Genomic DNA, 18,543 nt, shown 5'->3' with positions numbered 1-18,543 from the left:
GCATTGACGGTTCGGGAATCCGGCAAGCGACGGGAGCGGACTAGGTCCGCCTCTTCTTGCCTTCGAACGGATTGTCCGACGACCGATAGTGGATCCGGATCGGCACGCTCGGCATGTCGAAATCCGCACGCAACCCGTTGATCAGGTAACGCGTATAGGATTCCGGCAGGGCGTCCGAGCGGGTGCAGGACACCATGAAGGCCGGCGGGCGGGCCTTTACCTGCGTCATATATTTGAGCTTGATGCGGCGGCCGGACACAGCCGGTGGCGGATGCTGGACCTGCTGTTGCTCGAGCCAGCGATTGAGCTTGGCGGTCGAGATACGCTTGTTCCAGACACGGTCCGTGTCGATGATCGCCTGCATGAGCTTGTCGAGGCCCCAGCCGGTCTGGCCGGAGATCGGCACGGCGCGGATGCCGCGCGCCTGCGGCAGCAGCCGGTCGGTCTTTTCGCGCAGGTCGGCAAGCACGGCCTGACGATCCTCGATCATGTCCCATTTGTTGAAGGCGAGCACGGCGGCGCGGCCTTCGCGCAGCACGAGGTCGACGATGTGCAGATCCTGCTTCTCGAAGGGGATCGTCGCATCGAAGACGATGACGACCAGTTCGGCAAAGCGGATGGCGCGCAGTGCATCAGCGACCGAAAGCTTTTCCAGCTTCTCGATCACCCTGGCCTTGCGGCGCATGCCGGCCGTATCGAACATCTTGATGGTGCGTCCGCGCCAGTCCCATTCCACAGAGATGGAATCGCGCGTGATGCCGGCTTCCGGCCCCGTCAGCAGCCGGTCTTCGCCGAGGAAGCGATTGATGAGCGTCGACTTGCCGGCATTCGGACGACCGACGATTGCCACGCGAAGCGGCTTGGTCTCGTCATAGGCGGGCTCTTCGTCTTCCTCGCTCTCTTCACCTGATGGTTGCGGCAGATCGACGTCGGTGACGGCAACATCGTCTTTCGACGGATAAGCGACATCCTCGCCGAGCGCAGCAACGATGGCGTCGCGCAGATCGAGCATGCCCTGTCCGTGTTCGGCCGAAATCGGCACGGGTTCGCCAAGCCCCAGCGAATAGGCATCGTAGAAGCCGCTGTCGGAACCGCGCGCCTCGGACTTGTTGGCAACGAGCACGACCGGCTTGCCGCGACGGCGCAGCATCTCGCCGAGCGCCGTATCGACTGGCGTCAGCCCGGTTTTGGCATCGACGACGAAGAGCGACAGATCGGCCTCGTCGATTGCCGTTTCCGTCTGCTGGCGCATGCGGCCTTGCAGGCTCTCGTCCGTCATCTCTTCGAGGCCTGCCGTATCGACAATCGTAAAACGCAGGTCGATAAGCCGCGCGTCACCCGGACGGCGGTCACGGGTCACGCCGGGCGTGTCATCGACAAGCGCAAGCTTCTTCCCGACCAGACGGTTGAAAAGCGTCGACTTACCGACATTCGGGCGTCCGACGATGGCGACCGTAAAACTCATTATTTTCCCTTAAGCCTCAGCCCTGCGCGGCGGGCGCCTTGCCGGATGCGGTGATGAGATCGAGCATCATATGGGCACGATTGGAAACATTGCGCGGACTGTCCACATCGTCGACGATCGACTGGAACCACTGGCGCGCCTGCGCCATGTTGCCAGCCTTGTAAGAAGCAAGACCGAGTGCCTCACGCGCGGAATGACGGAAGGCATTGCCCGGTACGGCCATTTCTTCGACTGCGGCGGAAACCTGTTCATAGGTGCCGTTCTCGATCAGCAGCCAGCCGGCGCGCATCTTGGCAGCATCCTGCACGGCAGCCGGAACGGACTTATCCTTGGCGATCGCCTGGAAAGATGCGATCGCGCCGGCATTGTCGCCCTTCTGCGACAGGACGGTCGCTGCACGCATGCGCGCCAGAACCGGATAGGCGCCGTGGCCTTCCTTTTCCAGCTTGTCGAGTGCGGCGAGCGCTTCATCCGTCTTGTTCTCGTCGGCAAGCTTCATCGCCGCCAGGAACTGGTCGCCGGCGCCGGAGGACGCGTTATTGTCCCAATATTCGTAGGCGACCTTGCCGATGGTTCCGAGCACGATGAGAATGGCAATGGCAATGATATAGCGGCCAAACCGGCGCACTGCGCCCTTCATCTGGTCGGAACGCAGTTCCTCGTTGACTTCACGAATGAAGCTGTCGTCGTTGAATGCCATTCTCGTCTCCGGTCGCGGATACCCATACACAGTGCAAAACGCACATTGTCGGGCCTTCTACTCCATTTTGCGGCCGTTGTAAGGGGGATATCGCAGAATCGTCACGAAGCAAGCATCGGCAGAGGTGCAACGCCGATCAGCCATTCATGAACGCGCCAGATCATCAGCGCCCAGACGACCGCGCCGATGATGACGGCGTAGAGGTCGTATTTGGCCGATACGAAGGTCGGCAATGTGATCTCGCCCCGCCTCTGGCGCCGCTTCAACGAAATGCGCAGCACCACGCCCCAGGCGAGAAAAGCGGCAAAGAGCAGTACGGAATAGGCTTCGCCGTTCGACAGAAGATGGGCAAGCGCCCAGATCTTTACCGACAGCACGATCGGGTGCTTGGTCTTCGTCCTGATGTGGCCGGCCGGCAGGAAACCGGAGACCAGACAGACCATCGCAATCAGCATCAGCGTGACGGTCAGATGCGCCATGCCAACTGGCGGGTTGTAAAGCAGACCGATCGGCTCGCTACGCGCTGCGCCGAAGGCATAGATCACGAAGATCAGCGTCAGGATGCTCGCAATCGCATGAACGGCGACCCAGGCGGGCTTGCCGATCCCGTCTATCATCGCCTGCCGGAAGCCCGGAACAACGACGCGGATCAGGTGGAGGCCGAGGAAGAGAATGAGGCTGAGGGCGAGCAGAACCATGGTGATCCGGTTTTCCTGTTTGACGGTCAGCCATGAATTACCGGCAGAAGAGGGAAATTGCCAGCAAGACCGTAGCTTCGCCGCAATTCTGTAACAGGAAAACCGCAATGCAAATTGTCGCGGTGCCCATGTTTCGTTCGATTGTTCCGGCCTCCCTCGCCCTGTCTCTGATTTTTCCCGCCGTTGCTGAGGCCGCCGACAAGCCGAAACAGCTTGTCATCGTCTCTTTCGACGGTGCTCACGATAATGCGCTCTGGCAGAAGAGCCGCGAAATGGCAGCCCGGAATGGCGCGCACTTCACCTATTTCCTCTCCTGCACCTTCCTGATGAATGAGGCAGCGAAGAAAGCCTACCAAGCCCCTCATCAGAAACGTGCAAAATCCAATGTCGGCTTCGCGCAGAGCGACGACGAGATCCGCGAACGCCTCGGCAATATCTGGCACGCCCATCTCGAGGGCCACGATATTTCCAGCCACGCCTGCGGCCATTTCGATGGCCGGCAATGGAGCGAGGCAGACTGGTCGGCCGAATATGCGACCTTCAAGACGACGCTGAAGACCGCCTGGAAAAGCGTCGGTCTGGACGAACCGGCCGGCTGGCGGGATCTCGTCGACCATGGCATCAAGGGTTTCCGTGCTCCCTACCTGTCGACCGGCGGTGGAGCCGACATGATTACGGCCGAGAAGAAGGCCGGCTTCGCCTATGATGCAAGCCTCGTCACCAAGGGACCTGCCATGCCGGTCGAAGAAGACGGCATCATCCGCTTCGGCCTGCCGCTCATTCCGGAAGGCCCGGCTGAAAAGCCAATCATCGGCATGGATTACAATCTCTTCGTCCGTCACTCCAAGGGCGAAGAGGATTCCGCCGACAGCGCCGCCTTCGAGGCGCGCGCCTATACGGCCTTTAAAGAGGCTTTCGACAAGCAATATGCCGGCAGTCGCATTCCCCTGCAACTCGGCTTCCATTTCGTGGAAATGAACGGCGGCGCATATTGGCGCGCGCTCGACAGACTGGTGAGCGACGTCTGCCATAGGGCCGATGTCGCCTGCGTCAGCTACTCCGAAGCGATCCCTCTCATCGAAAAGCGCGGGGCGCTGCAGCAGACATCTGGGTTGTAAAGCACTCCTATGTGTTAAAAACACTGGATATTCAACTACGGCCTGCACCTATTGATTGCATCCACCTTACGCTTTGATAAGCATTGCATCATGAATGCGCGCAAACGTGGGTGGTGCGTCGTGACAGCTGTTGTGGACCTGGAGTGTCTGACTGACAAAGACGAATTCCGCAATTGTGAAACCGGCTTTTTCATATGGGATATCGTTGCCAATCTTCTTTACGGCGACGGAGCGGTTGCCGAAATGTTTGGGCTCGACTCCGCGGAAACGGCACGCGGCCTGCCGCTCGAAGTCTATGTCTCCCGCATCCATCCGGAGGATCAGCCGGCCGCCGCCAGGATCATCCATGATACGATCCTTACGCAAGAGCCGGAGCACCAGAGCTACCGCACTCGCCGCGCCGACGGTGCCTTCCATCAGGTGATGGCGTTCGGACGATGCTTCCGCGACAGGACCGGCATTCCATCCCTCTACGGCGGCATCGTCTTTCCCCTCCCCGAGGAAGCGCCGGTGGCGACACCGCTGCTCGACCATTGCCTCGCCGCCTACGACATCGCAGTCAGGGAGGGCAACACGGCCGCGGCCGACCATATCCTGGAGGCATTGATGGATCTGGACTGGAAAAATCCGGGCTCCAGCCGTCCGAACTGACGATCCGCCGGCCTCTCAAAAAAGAAGGGCCACCGCTTCGGTGGCCCTTTCTATTTCTGTCAGCCGTCGACGTGAACAGCACCGGCTTCGCGCTCCAGATAGCGCTGATCGATATCAGGCAGCGGCTCATCATCGATAGCAGCCTCGAAGGCCTTGAGACGCTTGTGGATGGAGAGCAGTTCGATGATCGTCGACCAGGAATTGACGAGATACTGGAAGGAATTGCTGACCTGGCCGAAGGCGGTCGCGATCTGTTGGAAGATACCATAGGTGATGGCGCCGGCGACGAGGGTCGGTGCCATGAAGAAATAAACGAAAAGATTGTCCGCCTGCAGGTAAAACGAGCGGGCGACATTGAAGTACATGTAGTGAAAGTACAGCGTGAAATAGTTTCTCCGTACCCTTGAGAACAGTTCCTGGACCGTCGGCGGCTGCGCTCTGTCGGCATGGTCCTCGCCGTAAACCAGTTCCTTGCGGTAGGCCGCTTCCACGCGCTGGTTCTTGAAATTCAGCCCAGGCAGTTTGATACCCGCGAAAGCGAGCAGGACGGTGCCGAAAGCCGACCAGAAGATAGCCAGCCAGAAGAGGGAATTCGGCACTTCGCCGAGTATCGGCAGGCTCGTCACGTAATGTGACAGTGCCAGCATGATCGGCAGGAAGACGACCAGCGTCATCACCGAATTGATCAGGTTGATGCCGAGACCTTCCAGGGTGCTGGAAAAGCGCATCGTGTCTTCCTGTACACGCTGGGATGCGCCTTCGATGTGACGCAGCTTTTCCCAATTCGCCATGTAGAAATTGTTCATCGCCGTCCGCCAGCGGAAGATATAATGGCTCGTGAAGAAATCGGTCATGATCGATACGAACATGGCGAGGAAGGCGATCTGCGCGAAAACCAGAAACAGGTCGTAAAAGTTCTCGACTGTAATACCCGGCTTCTTCGCCAGCGCGTTCTGCAGCAGGTCGCCAAATGGCCGCCGCCAATTGTTGATCACGACCGAGATCTGCACACTAAAATAGGTCACGAAGATGATCAGCGCCGACCCCCAAATCGACCATATCTTCCAGGGGTGGCTCATCGCCTTGATGTGCCAAGCGCCGCAAAAGATCAAAGCGCTCGCCAGGAAGTAGCCGTAAAACCAAAGGTTCTCCGGCAACAGGAAAAACGAGAGATCGATCGGCTGTTGCTCTTCAGGAACCGGCGCAAATCCAAGCGAAGCACCGAGATCGGCGGCGAAGAAATACCAGCCTAAAATCGCAGCCAGCGTCCAGATTGTGAGCGAAGTAAAGAACGCCTTTGGCTGGGGAAAGAAGGAATGAAACACGGGGAGCTTTGCTTTCCTGAACTGGAGTCACGGAAGAGTGGCGAACCACTGATTGCCCGGAAATTAAGGCAGTTCGAAGAAAGCGGCAATGGGTTCAACCCATTGTTACGCACTTGTAACCACTTATGGGATTTTCTTCATCACCGGCATGACCAGCAGTGCGCAGAAAACCAGCACGATCGCTGCAATAACGGTCGGCAGCACGAAATTTCCCGTTGTCTGCGCAATCCAGCCGGCAACGACAGGACCGATGATCTGGCCGACGCCGAAGGCCGCCGTCATCAGCGCCAGGATGCGGCGCGGGCTTTCGGGTGACAGTCTGCGGCCGATCTGCAATCCATAGGCAGTGATGGCAAGAAACGTTGCGCCGAACAGCGCGCCGCCGATCAGCGGCGCCACCGAATGCGGCAGTTCCACGGTTGCGAGCACGCCGATCGCCTCGATGATGAGCGCCGCGACATAGACGCCGCCAAGCCCAAGCAAGCGTACGAAGGGCCTCCAGATGAACAGCGCGACCGTGGCCGTCAGCCCCGCAATGAACCAGCAGAGGAACTCGACGATCGGCCCGGACGCGCTCGCGCGTGCGATGGCGACAAGGAAGGTGGCGGTAATGACATAGCCGAAGCCGAACAAGCCGTAGGACAGCGTCAGCAGCACCATCGGCCGGCTCCAGATCAGTGCCGGCTCCTTCGCCTGCCCCGCATGCACCGGCGACTTCGGCAGCAATGCCCAGACGATAACAAGGCTGACCAGGCAAAAGAGCGCTCCACCGATCCAGTCTGCGCGCCAGCCGCCGGCTGCATCGTTGAAGACATAGCCGAGCGCAAGCACCATGACGGAGGAAATCGCGATCCCCGCCCCTGGCCCACCGAAATGTATTGCCTGAACGTGATCATTATTCGCAGCCGCCCCATGGCTCAGCACGATTGCCGAACTGAAGACCAGCGTGAAGGCGCTCGCCACGCCCGCCAGGAAGCGGATGACGGCAAAGAGCAAGACGGAATCCGTCGCCGCCATGGCCGCCAGCAGGATTGCAGTCGCAAGCAGCGACAGAAGCGCCACCAGCCGCTCGCGCCCCGCAGCCCACCCATAGGCGGCGAGAACAGCGCCGACGAGATAACCAACGAAATTGGCGGAAGCGATAAAACCCGCATCGGCAGCCGAAAGAGGCACGCCGACCATCATGCCCGGCAGGATCGGCGTGAAGGAAAATCGCCCGAAGCCCATGGCCGCCGCCATTGCAATGGCGCCTGCAAGCGCGGCGGTGAGGAGATTGACCGGGCGGTCGTTATTCGGAGCCAACATGGCGCGTTTATCGCGCTGCAGCATGACCGCCACAAGTGAGTAATTCTGATGGATGCTTCAATTTCGCGAACAGGATTTCCGCACTCTCTCTTGAAAGACATATCTTACGATATATATTTACGACATAGTGAACGATACATCTGATACGAAGGAGTATGTCATGAGAGGCTTTCGAGGCGGTTTCGTCGGTGAGGCGATGCGCATGGGAATGGGCCGCAGGTTTTCCGCGGGCGAATTGCAGGTGATCCTTCTGGCGCTGCTGGAAGAGCGTCCGCGTCACGGATACGAGTTGATCAAGACGCTGGAGGAGCGCTCCGGCGGCTTTTACGTGCCGAGCCCGGGCGTCATCTATCCGGCCCTCACCTATCTGGAAGAGACCGGACTGGCGGAAGTGGAAAACGAAGGAACGAAGAAGCTCTACAAGATCACCGAGGCCGGCCGTCAGAAGGTGGAGGAAAACCGCGCCATGATCGACCAGGCGCTCGCCAAGCTGGAGCGCATTGCCGAGGGCATGGCCTTCGTCAATCGCATGTTCGACCCCGATCAGCATCAGGGTGGAGGCGGCGGCCGACACCGTCGTGACGAGGAGGATGACGATTTCGGCCGCGACGACGGCAACATCCGCGCTGCCCGCCAGCTGCTGCGTTCTGCACTGCGGATGCGTCATCCCTGGTCGGCAAGCGAAGCTATCAGGATTTCCGGGATTCTGGAGCGTGCGGCCATGGAAATCCTGCAAGGCGGCAAGACCGACCCGCAACGGGATTGAAGCCACATCGACGATTGGCGGCGTGAACCGCCGCCTCGTCACCGTCAGGTCTTGAGCAGACCACTCGCGAGACCGCGGAAAACCTCGACGACCTTCGCAAGAAGGCTGTGCGGATCCTCCGCGGCGGCGATCCAGAGCGCGGCACTGAGCGACGCTCCATTGAGCAGGCGGGCAGCAGCTTCAGCATCGACAGGCTTGACCGTGCCTTCGTCGATCAGCGCCTGGATGGTCTGGGTTGTCGTGCGAAGGCAGGCATTCTGACTGGGCCACTGCGAGGGATCGCCGAGCACCGCCGGCCCGTCGAGCAGCATGATGCGCTGGATTTCCGGCTCCAGAGCCATTTCGATATAGGCGGTATATTCCGCCAGAAGGCCAAGCCAGATCGTTTCGGCCCGGTCGCGCTCGATGCGCAACCGCTCCCCCATTTCGCCGTCGATCTGGTCGATCACGGCCTGCAGCAAACCCTTCTTGTCACCAAAATTATGGTAGAGCGCCCCGCGTGTCAGCCCGACATCGGCGGTGAGATCATCCATCGAAGCTCCCGCATAGCCTTTGACGGCGAAAGCCTTCCGGGCAGCCTGTATAAGCTTCGCCCTCGTCTCCTCCATCATCTGCGCCCGGGTCTTTGCGGCCATCACCATCTCCCAAAATACACATACGTTGCGTATGTGTATTGACATACGTTGCGTATGTCTGATTATATCCGCATACGGAGCGTATATCAATCGCTCCGGATAGTGGGCAGCCCATTCCCATAAATGCTCACCTCTTTCGACGAACGAGAGTTCGGAGACGGTGTCGTTTGTCTAGACAGGAGTAAAACAATGACCAAAAAACGTGATGCAATCTTCCCCGCAGGCCGGCAGGCTCTTTACGAGATCAACCGCTACTCTGCGGCGATCCGTTCAGGCGATCTGCTCTTCGTCTCCGGCCAGGTCGGCAGTCGTGAAGACGGTTCTCCCGAGCCCGACTTCGAAAAGCAGGTACAGCTTGCCTTCGACAATCTGAAAGCAGTGCTGAAAGCTGCAGGCGCCACGTTCGACGATGTCGTCGATGTCACCTCCTTCCACACCGATCCCGAAGCGCAGTGGCCGACGATCTCTGGTATCAGAATGAAGGAAATCGGCGAGGCGCCCTACCCGAACTGGACGGCCGTCGGCGTGAACTGGCTGGCCGGCTTCGACTTCGAGATCAAGGTCATCGCCCGCTTGCCGCAAGCCGCCTGATCTCAAGGCGGTCAACACGAGTGCCGGGCGTCGAGCACGCGCGGCGCTTTAGGAAATCTCGATAATCTCAAGCTCCTGATCGCCGACAGCAACGACATCGCCGACGGCCTTGCCCATCAGAATGCGGGCCACGGGAGCGACGTAGGAAATCGATCCCGCCTTCGGGTCGGCCTCGTCCTCTCCGACGATGCGATATGTCTGGACCCGGCCATCATCGCGGCTGAAGGTGACCGTGCTTCCGAAGGCAACGGTAGCAGTCGAGATCGGGTTGGAGACGAGTTGGGCCGTGCGAATTCTTTCGGCAAGGTAACGCAGATCGCGCAACGGGCCAGACGTCTGGCGTCGGCGCTCATTGACGTCCTCGATAGTGCTCGCAGCCTCATAGGCCTGGCGCGCTTCGTGCACCTGCAGTTCCAGCGCCTTCAGTCCGGTTTCTGTGACGAGATTGGGATGAGGCGAAATCGCGCGATCGGGCAGCAGCGTTTCCGATGCGGTTTCGGCACTCTCTTCCTTGGTAAAGGCAACAGCCATCTCGACCTCCAACAGCGAGGGGGTGATGCCCCTTAAGCCGCCAATGTCAGAATAATCGGCCCGTTGCGTGTTGCAACGACGGTATGTTCATACTGCACCGTCGGGGCCTTGGGATCGGCATAGAGCGTCCAGGCGTCATCACCGCCTTCCGCCCATGTTGCGCCGAGCGACAGGAAAGGCTCGACGGTGAAGACGAGACCTTCCGTCATCATGCGCCGTTCCGACGGATCGGGCCAGGTGGAAAGCTCGGCCGGCTCCTCATGCAGCGAACGGCCGACGCCGTGGCTGGCAAGATTGGCGACAAGCGTATAGCGGTTCTTCTGCGCGAAGGCACCGACAGCATTGCCGATCTTCGCCAGCGGCTCGCCGGCCTTGATCTGGTTGAGGCCAATCCAGAGCGCCCGCTTTCCGTCGCGGCAAAGCTTCTCGATCTTCGATTTAGACGGTGGCACCGCGAAGGAAGCGCCGGTATCGGCAAAGAAACCGTCTTTTTCCGCCGACACGTCAATATTGACGAGATCGCCTGGGCGGATGATCCGCTTGCCGGGGATGCCGTGGGCGATTTCCTCATTGACGCTGATACAGGTGGCGCCCGGAAACTGGTAGCAGAATTCAGGCGCCGAACGCGCACCGGCATCTTCCAGCACCTTGCGGCCAATCTGGTCGAGCTCCAGCGTCGTCATGCCCGGCTCCATCGCCGCCGCCATCACCTGTATGGCATTGGCGCAGATGCGGCCGATATCCTTAAGCTTGGTAAGTTCTTCGTCGTTCTCGATAACCATAGACCGTTCCGGATTTTACCCGAGAGCGACAGGCTCTGCGTCAAGCGGTGGCTTTCGCGCCTTCGGCAGCCTCAGTCAATGCCTTTCTGACGATCGGCGCCACTTTTGTACCGTAGAGCTCGATGCCGCGCATGATCTGGTCGTGCGGCATCAGGCCGATCGCCATCTGCAGCAGGAAGCGGTCGTTGCGGAAAACCTTGTGGGCGGCAATGATCTTCTCGGCCACCACTTCCGGATCGCCGAGGAAGAGATTGCCGGTCGGGCCGCGCGACATGTCGAAATGCGCCCGGCTCGTCGGGCCCCAGCCGCGCTCGCGGCCGATGCGGTTCATCACTTCGGCCTGCGGGCCGTAGAACTGGTCGGCAGCGGCCTCTGTCGTATCGGCTATGAAACCGTGCACGTTGATGCTGGTCTTCAGCTTCGCCGCATCCTGCCCTGCCCGGCGAGCAGCCTCCCGATAGAGATCCAGCAGCGGCGCAAAGCGCGGATATTCGCCGCCGATGATGGCGATCGCCACAGGCAAGCCGAGCGCACCCGCGCGGGCAACGGATTGCGGCGTACCGCCTACCGCGATCCACAGTGGCAACGGATCCTGCAGCGGCCGCGGATAGACGCCGCGTCCCTGGATCGGCGCGCGGAGCTCGCCCTTCCAGTCGACTATCTCGCCATCGCGCAGCGCCAGGAGAAGATCGAGCTTCTCCTCGAAAAGCTGGTCGTAATCTTCGAGATTGTAGCCGAAGAGCGGGAAGGATTCGATGAAGGAGCCGCGTCCCGCCATGATTTCCGCACGGCCGTTAGAGATCAGATCGAGCGTCGCAAACTGCTGGAACACCCGCACAGGATCGTCGGAGGAGAGAACCGTGACGGCGCTGGTGAGACGAATATTCTTCGTCTTCACCGCAGCCGCTGCCAGCGCAACCACCGGCGCCGAGGCCACATAATCAGGCCGGTGATGTTCGCCGAGCCCGAAGACATCGAGCCCGACCTGATCGGCAAGCTCGATCTCCTCGATCAGATGCTTGATCCGCTCGGCCCCTTCCACACCCTTGTTGCGGGACGGATTGGGGTTGACGTCTGCGAATGTATAAAGACCCAGTTCCATGGTCGGCATCCTGTTGAATTCAGCCTCGAGATAAGGACGCCGCGAGTGAAGAGCAAACAGAAATTCTGGAACGATAGCTTCGAGAAAATCGATAGCCGGAACACCCCGTCAGCATAGCCGCGGTTCGGCCAGAATACCCATGATCACCACGTCCTGATAGTCGCCATCAAGCATGATTGCATTGCGCAATACACCCTCATACTCGAAACCGGATTTCTCGTAGAGACGAATGGCCCGCTGATTGGAGGCATTCACGCTGAGCTCGATCCGGGTCAGCCCGATGGACCATGCCGCGGCAAGCGCCGCCTCCATCAGGCGGCTGCCGATGCCCTTCCCGCGGTAATCGGCAAGCACTCCCATTCCGAGCATTCCGGCATGCAGCGCATTGAACTCGGTATTACGTCTGACATCACACCAGCCGACGACGCTGACGCCATCGAGCGCAACGAAGTGCGGATTGCCCCGCTCCATATTCTCAAGCACGAAGGCCCTGCTCCGTTCGATCGGCGGTGCGTCTTCGCGCGCCAGATATTTCCGTTCCCGCGCAACGGCACCGAGAACGTGGTGATACTCGTCGATAGTATCGACGGTGATTGGCGCGATGGAGATGGTCATCCGAAATTCCCTGCTGAAATGACGCCACCCTATGGGCAAAAGAGCGGCTCCACCAATTCAACCTGTTTGCGGATACCAGCAGCGAATGTGATGGATTGTCGTTTCGATCGAACAGGAAACGAGACTACGTTCTCGCGACAGGCTGCGCCGCCTCTTCCTGCATCTTGTCGATCTGCCGGCGGATATGCGCAGCTTCCGCCGCCGAGTGCGCAAGCGCGATGGCGCGATCGAAGGCTATGCGCGCCGGTGCAATGCGGCCGAGCTGCTTCAGCAAATTGCCGCGCAGGCCATGATAATAGAAATAGCCGTCGAGTTTCTCACCGAGTGGCTCGATGAGATCGAGCGCCTCGTGGGGTCCATTCAGCTTTGAGACCACGACCGCGCGGTTGAGCGTTACCACGGGCGAAGGCTGAACACGTTCGAGCGCACGATAGAGCAGATCGATTTCCACCCAGTCGGTATCCTCGGCGCGTTTGGCGCGGGAATGAACAGCGGCGATTGCCGCCTGCAGCTGATAGGGACCGGGCTTGCGGTGACGCAGTGCCTTGTCGAGCAGCGCCAGCGCCTCGTTGATGAACGGCCGGTTCCAGAGCGAGCGGTCCTGATCTTCCAGAAGCACGATCTCCTCTTCGGTGTTGAAGCGCGCCTGCCGGCGGGAAATCTGCAGCAGCATCAGGGAAAGCAGCCCCATCAGTTCCGGCTCGGCGGGGAAGATGTGCAGCATCAGCCGTGCCAGCCGGATCGCCTCGTCGCTGAAGGCAGCCGCCTCCTGCTTCGGGTCGGCCTGGCTGTAGCCTTCGTTGAAGATCAGATAGATCATCGTGCTGACGATCACCAGCCGCTCGGCCCTCTCTTGCGGGCTGGGCGTCTCGAACGGCACGCCAGCCTTTGCCACTCGCGCCTTGGCGCGGGTAATACGCTGCTCCATCGCGCTTTCGGAAACGAGGAAAGCGCGAGCGATCTGCATCACCGACAGGCCGGAGACGATGCGTAGCGCCAATGCGATCTGCTGGGTGGCCGGCAGGTCCGGATGGCAGCAGATGAAGAGCAGTCGTAGGATATCGTCGCGATAATGGGAATCGTCCAGCCGGTCGGCGATATCGCTTTCGGCGTCCTCTTTATCTGAAATCTGGTCCTCATCCGGCAGAGCCTGGATCTTCGCCCGCTTGCGCACCGCATCGATGCCGCTATTGCGGCCGACGAAGATCAGCCAGGCGGTCGGGTCGCGCGGCGGCCCCTTTTCCGGCCATGTCCGGATCGCCCTCAGGCACGCCTCCTGAAACGCCTCTTCCGCCGTATCGAGATTGCGGAAATAGCGTAGCAGCGCACCGAGCGCCTTCGGCCGGGCCGAGGCAAGCGCGAGGTCGATCCAGGCAATGTCTGTCATGATGCGGTATCTCCCGGCCTGAAGGTGTAGAACGGCCGAATTTCGTAAGAGGTGGAACCCGGATTGACCGCCGAAAGCTGCTTGGAGAAGGCGATCACCTCATCCAGCGTTTCGAAATCAACCGTGTAGAAGCCGAGAAGCGCCTCCTTGGTTTCCGCAAACGGCCCGTCGACGACGAAGGCCTCGTCCTTGCCCTTGCGCACGGTCGTTGCCGTCGTCGTCGGCATCAGCCGGCCGGTCGGGCCGAGCTTGCCGGCAGCGACGAGCGGCTCGATCACGGCATGGAGATTTCCCATGACGGCAGCCTCTTCCTCCTCGGTCCAGGCGAAAACGGTTTCCTCATTGGCGTAGCAAAGGATTGCGTAAAGCATCGGTAGCTCCTCTTTCCGAATGACGAAGGAGTAACCGTTTGGCCGACAGGCCGCATCAAAAAATTACGGATGGGAAAACCAGTAAATTTGATTGAACCGCCCCGGTTAACTATGCGCACGGGCGCGATAATCGCCGCCATTGAGTTGCCCAATTTGGCCCCGAGAGCTGTCGGCGCTTTCCATCCATTCGAGAACCCTATGAACAAATCTCAGAGACTTCTCGTCGCACTCGCCACCCTCGTGTTGCCGATGCAGGCTGCCCATGCCGCCTCCGCTCCGGAAAACTTCCTCTATATGGGCTCCGGCGACCTCGCCGCCGCAAAGGCGAAGCTCGCTCGGCCCGATATCGGTGGCGTGCAGGTGGTCTATAATTGGAAAAACCTGGAAACTGCGAAAGGCCAGTACGACTTCTCTGCCATCGAGCAAGACCTCGCCATCGCTAAAAGCCTGAACAAGAAAATGTTCATCCAGGTGCAGGATCGCTTCTTCAATCCGAAGGCGCGCAACATTCCAGACTACATGCTGACCGAGCCGGAATATGACGGCGGCCTCACCCCGCAATTCGACAATCCCGGCGAAAACAAGCCCGTCGGTTCCGGCTGGGTTGCCCAACAGTGGAACCCGGCCGTTCGCGAACGTTACCAGGCGCTGCTGAAGGCGCTCGCCGAAAAGTTCGACGGCCAAGTCTACGGCATAAACCTGCCGGAAACCTCCATCGATCTCGATCCCAAGCACGAGCCGAAGGGTTTCTCTTGCGATGCCTATTTCTCGGCCGAGATGGAAAACCTTGCCTTCGCCCGCAAGGCCTTCGAAAAGTCGCTGGTCGTGCAATATGTGAACTTCTGGCCCTGCGAATGGGAGAACGACCACAACTATATGGGCCGGCTCTTCGACTATGCCGCCAAGAACAATGTCGGCCTCGGCGGCCCCGACATCGTGCCGAACCGCAAGGCACAGATGAAGAACTCCTACCCCTTCTTCAACAACTACAAGGGCAAGCTTTCCTATGTCGGCCTCGCCGTCCAGGAGCCGACGCTGACCTACAAGAACCCGCTGACCAGGAAGCCCTTCACCAAAGAGGAGTTCACCACCTTCGCGCAGGACTACCTCGGCGCAAACGTGATCTTCTGGAGCACGGCGACACCCTGGCTGAAGAAGTAACGAGAACAGGCAGGCGGCATCGAAGCCGCCTGCCTGGAGTTTTCGAATACTCTAGCCGACCCAGGCCGAGTTGCGGATCACACTGCAGAAATTGCCTCTGTGGAAATGTGGATCCTTGTCGGCCAGCACATCCGCCTTCACATTGCCGAAGGTCGTTTCCGGCTTGTGCTTGATGCCTTCGTAGAAGGTCTGGAGGATATCCTCTTTAAAATGCGGCGTGCGCGGATGCGTATGCACCACAGCTTCGCGATCGGTGTCATGGAAACCGTGATAATCGATGCCGAGCACGTCCATCTCCACGCCCGCCGTCACCAGCGCGACGACCGGATGCATGTGCTGCGGAATGCCGGGTGTCGTATGCAGCGCAATTGCCGTCCAGACCGTGTCGATATCACCTTGCGAGATGCCGTAACTCCTGAGGAAATCACGAGCGGCATTGGCGCCATCGACCTCGAAACGCTCATGCTCCGAACTGTGCTGATGCGTCAGTCCCATGTCGTGGAACATGGCACCGGCATAGAGCAGTTCAGGGTCGAACTTCAGCCCACGGCGCTTTCCCGAGAGTGCGCCGAAATAGTAGACCCGGCTGGAATGGTGAAAGAGCAGCGGCGACTCCGTGTCCCGAACCAGCGCGGTGATGTCGCGTGCCAGCTTGCTGTCTGGAATGCTGATATCGCCAATCGTCAATGTCATCGTCTTTCTCCTTGATGGTGGATGTCAGGGAGAGTAAAAGCGGCCCACAATGGCGGCAATCGACGCTATCCGTCATTTTCTGCCAAAACCATTCCGCCGCGGACATGAGGCCGTCAGATGAAACCCAGGAACATCGCCATCCTTGCCGTTCCCGGCGTCCAGCTTCTGGATGTCTCCGGCCCGCTCGACGTCTTCGCCGAGGCTAATGTTCAAAGCGGCACGGAGGCCTATTGCCCCGTCGTTATCGCCACCACCCATGGCCATATCCGCAGTTCCTCCGGCGTGAGGCTGGTCGCCGACTACACGATCGAGGATGAGATCGGTCCGCTGGATACGCTGCTCGTCGCCGGCTGCCCGAATGCGGCCGAGATCGAACCCGATGCAAAACTGCTGACATGGCTCGGCAAGACCGCACCGAGGGCCCGGCGTTACGGCTCAGTCTGCAGCGGCGCGTTTCTGCTCGCGGCCGCCGGGCTGCTCGACGGCCGACGAGTAACGACCCATTGGGCCGTCGCGGAAAGGCTGCGTGAAGCCTATCCTTCCGTCGCCGTGGAGGAAGATGCGATCCACGTAGCGGATGGTGAACTGAGGACCGCGGCCGGAGTTACGGCCGGCTTGGACCTCGCCCTCTCCCTCGTCGAAGAAGATCTCGGCCGTGACGTGGCGATGCGCACGGCAGCCCAACTCGTCATGTTCTTCAAGCGTCCGGGCGGCCAGATGCAGTTCAGCCGCAAGGGCGAAGCAGCCCCTGCGGGCCGTTCGGCATTGCAGGAGGTGCAGCGTTGGATCGCCGCCAATCCGGCCGTCGACCATAGCGTGGCGGAACTCGCCCGCCGGATGGAACTCAGCCCTCGTCATTTCGCCCGCCTCTTCCGCGAAGAGGTCGGGATGACACCGGCAAGCTGGGTCGAATCCAGTCGCATCACGGCTGCCCGCCGGTTGCTCGAAAGCGGCCATGCGCCGAAACAGGTGGCCAGCGAATGCGGCTTTGCCGACGACGACACCCTGCGCCGCGCGTTCACGCGCCATCTTGGCGTAACACCTGCGGAATACCGCAAGCAATATGCTCATATGAGCCCGGTAACCTAGCGCGATCCCAGCAAAAGTGTGCAGCGGTTTTGCGTCCGGAATTGCGTAAATAGAAAGAGTCAGAGCTCGCTCAGCGTCCGCTTCACCGCATTCTTCCAACCCTTGAGCTTGGCAGCACGGGTCTTCTCGTCCATCGAGGGCTCGAAGCGTCGGTCACGCTTCCAGGTCGCGGAGAACTTCTGCCGGTCCGGCCAGACACCGGCCCTGCTGCCGGCAAGCCAGGCAGCACCGAGCGCTGTTGTCTCAAGAATGACGGGACGGTCGACCGGCGCTTCCAGCAGGTCGGAAAGACGTTGCATCGTCCAGTCGGAGGCGACCATGCCCCCGTCGACGCGCAGCACCGTATCGTCGGTGCCGTTCTTCCAGTCCTTCTGCATCGCCTCCAGGAGGTCGCGCGTCTGGTAGCAGACGGCCTCAAGTGCGGCACGGGAAAGCTCCGCCGGCCCACTATTGCGCGTCAGGCCGTAGATCGCGCCGCGCGCCTTGGCATCCCAATGCGGCGCGCCAAGGCCGGTGAAGGCCGGCACGAGATAGACCTCCTGCGTCGGATCGGCCTTCTCCGCCAGATCATTCGTATCGGATGCCCTGTCGATAATACCGAGCCCGTCACGCAGCCACTGGACAGCCGCCCCTGCAATGAAGATCGAGCCTTCAAGCGCATAGGTCGTCTGACCATCAAGGCGATAGGCGATGGTGGTCAGCAGCCGGTTCTTTGAGCGCACCATGTCGCTGCCGGTATTCAGGAGAGCGAAGCAACCTGTGCCATAGGTCGATTTCAGCATCCCCGGCTCGAAGCAGGCCTGGCCGATCGTCGCCGCCTGCTGGTCGCCGGCAACGCCGAGGATCGGGATGGACGCGCCGAAAAGCTCGGGATCGACTGTGCCGAAATCATCGGCGCAATCCTTCACCTCCGGCAGCATGGCGGCCGGCACGCGCAGGATATCGAGCAGGTCTTCGTCCCACTCGTTGGTCGCGATGTTGAACATCAGCGTGCGCGACGCATTGGTCGCATCGGTGACAAAACTCTTGCCGCCGGTCAGCCGCCAGATGAGGAAAGTGTCGATCGTGCCGAAGCAGAGATCGCCCCGCGCCGCCCTCGCCCGCGCGCCCTTCACATTGGCGAGCATCCAGGAAAGCTTCGTTCCCGAGAAATAGGGATCGAGGATAAGGCCGGTCTTTTTCGTGAAAGTGCGTTCGAGATCCTGCCGCTTGAGATTGTCGCAATAGCTTGCCGTGCGCCGGTCCTGCCAGACGATGGCGTTCTGGATCGGCTTGCCGGTCTCGCGCTCCCAGACGACGACGGTCTCGCGCTGGTTGGTGATGCCAAGTGCTGCTATATCCCCAGCCGTTACCTTGGCTTCGCGCAGCGCCATATGGACTGTGGAAACGACCGAATCCCAGATTTCCTCGGGATCATGCTCCACCCAGCCGGAGCGCGGATAGATCTGTGTGAATTCCTTCTGGCCCATGCCGGCGATCTTCATGTCGCCGTCGAAGACGATCGCCCGTGTCGAGGTCGTTCCCTGATCGACCGCCAGAACATATCCACCCATGCGAT

The 18,543-nt window shown here is 60.2% G+C and carries 20 protein-coding genes; 6 read left to right on the top strand and 14 right to left on the bottom strand.

The genetic code is table 11. The features are described 5' to 3' along the window. Nucleotides 1–40: 40 nt before the first annotated feature. The 3 genes from der to AC1DUP_RS01430 form a co-directional block, all read right to left on the bottom strand. Entirely contained in the window at nucleotides 41–1,465 is a 1,425-nt protein-coding gene (der, locus tag AC1DUP_RS01440; RefSeq protein ID WP_477831904.1) for a ribosome biogenesis GTPase Der, read from the bottom strand. Nucleotides 1,466–1,481: 16 nt separating this feature from the next. Further along, a complete protein-coding gene (locus AC1DUP_RS01435) occupies nucleotides 1,482–2,165 on the bottom strand; it encodes a tetratricopeptide repeat protein (RefSeq protein ID WP_113297492.1) in 684 nt (227 codons plus the stop codon). 101 nt (nucleotides 2,166–2,266) lie between these two features. Beyond that, a complete protein-coding gene (locus AC1DUP_RS01430; RefSeq protein ID WP_477831903.1) occupies nucleotides 2,267–2,863 on the bottom strand; it encodes an NnrU family protein in 597 nt (198 codons plus the stop codon). 128 nt (nucleotides 2,864–2,991) lie between these two features. Between AC1DUP_RS01430 and AC1DUP_RS01425 the strand changes: the two genes are divergently transcribed. Both AC1DUP_RS01425 and AC1DUP_RS01420 read left to right on the top strand, forming a co-directional pair. Beyond that, nucleotides 2,992–3,981: a polysaccharide deacetylase family protein gene (locus tag AC1DUP_RS01425; RefSeq protein WP_477832132.1), complete on the top strand. Its 990-nt coding sequence runs from the start codon at nucleotides 2,992–2,994 to the stop codon at nucleotides 3,979–3,981. A 120-nt stretch (nucleotides 3,982–4,101) separates the two neighbouring features. Next, a complete protein-coding gene (locus tag AC1DUP_RS01420) occupies nucleotides 4,102–4,632 on the top strand; it encodes a PAS domain-containing protein (RefSeq protein WP_477831902.1) in 531 nt (176 codons plus the stop codon). Nucleotides 4,633–4,691: 59 nt separating this feature from the next. Here AC1DUP_RS01420 and sbmA read toward each other — a convergent pair whose 3' ends face one another. Beyond that, nucleotides 4,692–5,957, bottom strand: coding sequence for a peptide antibiotic transporter SbmA (gene sbmA, locus AC1DUP_RS01415; protein WP_113297488.1), 1,266 nt, complete (start codon nucleotides 5,955–5,957; stop codon nucleotides 4,692–4,694). Nucleotides 5,958–6,080: 123 nt separating this feature from the next. After that, nucleotides 6,081–7,262 (bottom strand): YbfB/YjiJ family MFS transporter, encoded by a 1,182-nt coding sequence (locus tag AC1DUP_RS01410; RefSeq protein WP_477831901.1) that lies wholly within the window; start codon nucleotides 7,260–7,262, stop codon nucleotides 6,081–6,083. A gap of 160 nt (nucleotides 7,263–7,422) precedes the next feature. Between AC1DUP_RS01410 and AC1DUP_RS01405 the strand changes: the two genes are divergently transcribed. After that, nucleotides 7,423–8,028 (top strand): PadR family transcriptional regulator, encoded by a 606-nt coding sequence (locus tag AC1DUP_RS01405; protein WP_113297487.1) that lies wholly within the window; start codon nucleotides 7,423–7,425, stop codon nucleotides 8,026–8,028. Nucleotides 8,029–8,072: 44 nt separating this feature from the next. On the opposite strand, the gene AC1DUP_RS01400 is transcribed toward AC1DUP_RS01405, so the two are convergent. Continuing rightward, entirely contained in the window at nucleotides 8,073–8,663 is a 591-nt protein-coding gene (locus tag AC1DUP_RS01400; RefSeq protein ID WP_113308758.1) for a TetR/AcrR family transcriptional regulator, read from the bottom strand. Between the two features lie 189 nt (nucleotides 8,664–8,852). Here AC1DUP_RS01400 and AC1DUP_RS01395 point away from each other — a divergent pair, with 189 nt between their 5' ends. After that, entirely contained in the window at nucleotides 8,853–9,254 is a 402-nt protein-coding gene (locus AC1DUP_RS01395; RefSeq protein WP_113297485.1) for a RidA family protein, read from the top strand. A 48-nt stretch (nucleotides 9,255–9,302) separates the two neighbouring features. On the opposite strand, the gene greA is transcribed toward AC1DUP_RS01395, so the two are convergent. From greA to AC1DUP_RS01365, 6 genes are all read right to left on the bottom strand, one after another. After that, a complete protein-coding gene (gene greA, locus AC1DUP_RS01390) occupies nucleotides 9,303–9,785 on the bottom strand; it encodes a transcription elongation factor GreA (protein ID WP_113297484.1) in 483 nt (160 codons plus the stop codon). A 32-nt stretch (nucleotides 9,786–9,817) separates the two neighbouring features. Further along, nucleotides 9,818–10,567 (bottom strand): type I methionyl aminopeptidase, encoded by a 750-nt coding sequence (gene map / locus AC1DUP_RS01385; RefSeq protein WP_115034289.1) that lies wholly within the window; start codon nucleotides 10,565–10,567, stop codon nucleotides 9,818–9,820. A 40-nt stretch (nucleotides 10,568–10,607) separates the two neighbouring features. Then, the gene (locus tag AC1DUP_RS01380; protein ID WP_477831900.1) at nucleotides 10,608–11,669 is read right to left on the bottom strand and encodes an LLM class flavin-dependent oxidoreductase; all 1,062 of its coding nucleotides are present in this window, start codon (nucleotides 11,667–11,669) and stop codon (nucleotides 10,608–10,610) included. Between the two features lie 108 nt (nucleotides 11,670–11,777). Then, entirely contained in the window at nucleotides 11,778–12,284 is a 507-nt protein-coding gene (locus AC1DUP_RS01375; protein ID WP_115034287.1) for a GNAT family N-acetyltransferase, read from the bottom strand. Between the two features lie 124 nt (nucleotides 12,285–12,408). Then, a complete protein-coding gene (locus AC1DUP_RS01370) occupies nucleotides 12,409–13,671 on the bottom strand; it encodes an RNA polymerase sigma factor (RefSeq protein WP_477831899.1) in 1,263 nt (420 codons plus the stop codon). Continuing rightward, complete coding sequence (locus AC1DUP_RS01365; protein ID WP_477831898.1) at nucleotides 13,668–14,042, bottom strand: YciI family protein; 375 nt, start codon at nucleotides 14,040–14,042, stop codon at nucleotides 13,668–13,670. The genes AC1DUP_RS01370 and AC1DUP_RS01365 overlap by 4 nt, the downstream gene beginning before the upstream one ends. 198 nt (nucleotides 14,043–14,240) lie before the next feature. Here AC1DUP_RS01365 and AC1DUP_RS01360 point away from each other — a divergent pair, with 198 nt between their 5' ends. Then, nucleotides 14,241–15,203, top strand: coding sequence for a hypothetical protein (locus AC1DUP_RS01360; protein WP_477831897.1), 963 nt, complete (start codon nucleotides 14,241–14,243; stop codon nucleotides 15,201–15,203). Nucleotides 15,204–15,254: 51 nt separating this feature from the next. Here the strand turns inward: AC1DUP_RS01360 and AC1DUP_RS01355 are convergent, their stop codons facing one another. Continuing rightward, nucleotides 15,255–15,896, bottom strand: coding sequence for an HD domain-containing protein (locus tag AC1DUP_RS01355; RefSeq protein WP_113308751.1), 642 nt, complete (start codon nucleotides 15,894–15,896; stop codon nucleotides 15,255–15,257). Between the two features lie 117 nt (nucleotides 15,897–16,013). On the opposite strand from AC1DUP_RS01355, the gene AC1DUP_RS01350 reads away from it, so the two are divergent. Continuing rightward, entirely contained in the window at nucleotides 16,014–16,985 is a 972-nt protein-coding gene (locus AC1DUP_RS01350) for a GlxA family transcriptional regulator (protein ID WP_477831896.1), read from the top strand. A 59-nt stretch (nucleotides 16,986–17,044) separates the two neighbouring features. Here AC1DUP_RS01350 and glpK read toward each other — a convergent pair whose 3' ends face one another. Then, on the bottom strand, nucleotides 17,045–18,538 hold the full coding sequence (gene glpK, locus AC1DUP_RS01345; protein WP_477831895.1) for a glycerol kinase GlpK: 1,494 nt from the start codon (nucleotides 18,536–18,538) through the stop codon (nucleotides 17,045–17,047). Nucleotides 18,539–18,543 lie beyond the last annotated feature (5 nt).

This window comes from Rhizobium sp. 01L419 (assembly GCF_056400025.1).
This window is presented reverse-complemented; position numbering and strand designations above follow the sequence as displayed.

Coding starts and splice junctions, on each gene's coding strand:
- der (WP_477831904.1), bottom strand. CDS start 1,465: ATGAGTTTTACGGTCGCCATCGTCGGACGCCCGAATGTCGGTAAGTCG.
- AC1DUP_RS01435 (WP_113297492.1), bottom strand. CDS start 2,165: ATGGCATTCAACGACGACAGCTTCATTCGTGAAGTCAACGAGGAACTG.
- AC1DUP_RS01430 (WP_477831903.1), bottom strand. CDS start 2,863: ATGGTTCTGCTCGCCCTCAGCCTCATTCTCTTCCTCGGCCTCCACCTG.
- AC1DUP_RS01425 (WP_477832132.1), top strand. CDS start 2,992: ATGTTTCGTTCGATTGTTCCGGCCTCCCTCGCCCTGTCTCTGATTTTT.
- AC1DUP_RS01410 (WP_477831901.1), bottom strand. CDS start 7,262: ATGTTGGCTCCGAATAACGACCGCCCGGTCAATCTCCTCACCGCCGCG.
- AC1DUP_RS01405 (WP_113297487.1), top strand. CDS start 7,423: ATGAGAGGCTTTCGAGGCGGTTTCGTCGGTGAGGCGATGCGCATGGGA.
- AC1DUP_RS01400 (WP_113308758.1), bottom strand. CDS start 8,663: ATGGCCGCAAAGACCCGGGCGCAGATGATGGAGGAGACGAGGGCGAAG.
- AC1DUP_RS01395 (WP_113297485.1), top strand. CDS start 8,853: ATGACCAAAAAACGTGATGCAATCTTCCCCGCAGGCCGGCAGGCTCTT.
- greA (WP_113297484.1), bottom strand. CDS start 9,785: ATGGCTGTTGCCTTTACCAAGGAAGAGAGTGCCGAAACCGCATCGGAA.
- map (WP_115034289.1), bottom strand. CDS start 10,567: ATGGTTATCGAGAACGACGAAGAACTTACCAAGCTTAAGGATATCGGC.
- AC1DUP_RS01380 (WP_477831900.1), bottom strand. CDS start 11,669: ATGGAACTGGGTCTTTATACATTCGCAGACGTCAACCCCAATCCGTCC.
- AC1DUP_RS01375 (WP_115034287.1), bottom strand. CDS start 12,284: ATGACCATCTCCATCGCGCCAATCACCGTCGATACTATCGACGAGTAT.
- AC1DUP_RS01370 (WP_477831899.1), bottom strand. CDS start 13,671: ATGACAGACATTGCCTGGATCGACCTCGCGCTTGCCTCGGCCCGGCCG.
- AC1DUP_RS01365 (WP_477831898.1), bottom strand. CDS start 14,042: ATGCTTTACGCAATCCTTTGCTACGCCAATGAGGAAACCGTTTTCGCC.
- AC1DUP_RS01360 (WP_477831897.1), top strand. CDS start 14,241: ATGAACAAATCTCAGAGACTTCTCGTCGCACTCGCCACCCTCGTGTTG.
- AC1DUP_RS01355 (WP_113308751.1), bottom strand. CDS start 15,896: ATGACATTGACGATTGGCGATATCAGCATTCCAGACAGCAAGCTGGCA.
- AC1DUP_RS01350 (WP_477831896.1), top strand. CDS start 16,014: ATGAAACCCAGGAACATCGCCATCCTTGCCGTTCCCGGCGTCCAGCTT.
- glpK (WP_477831895.1), bottom strand. CDS start 18,538: ATGGGTGGATATGTTCTGGCGGTCGATCAGGGAACGACCTCGACACGG.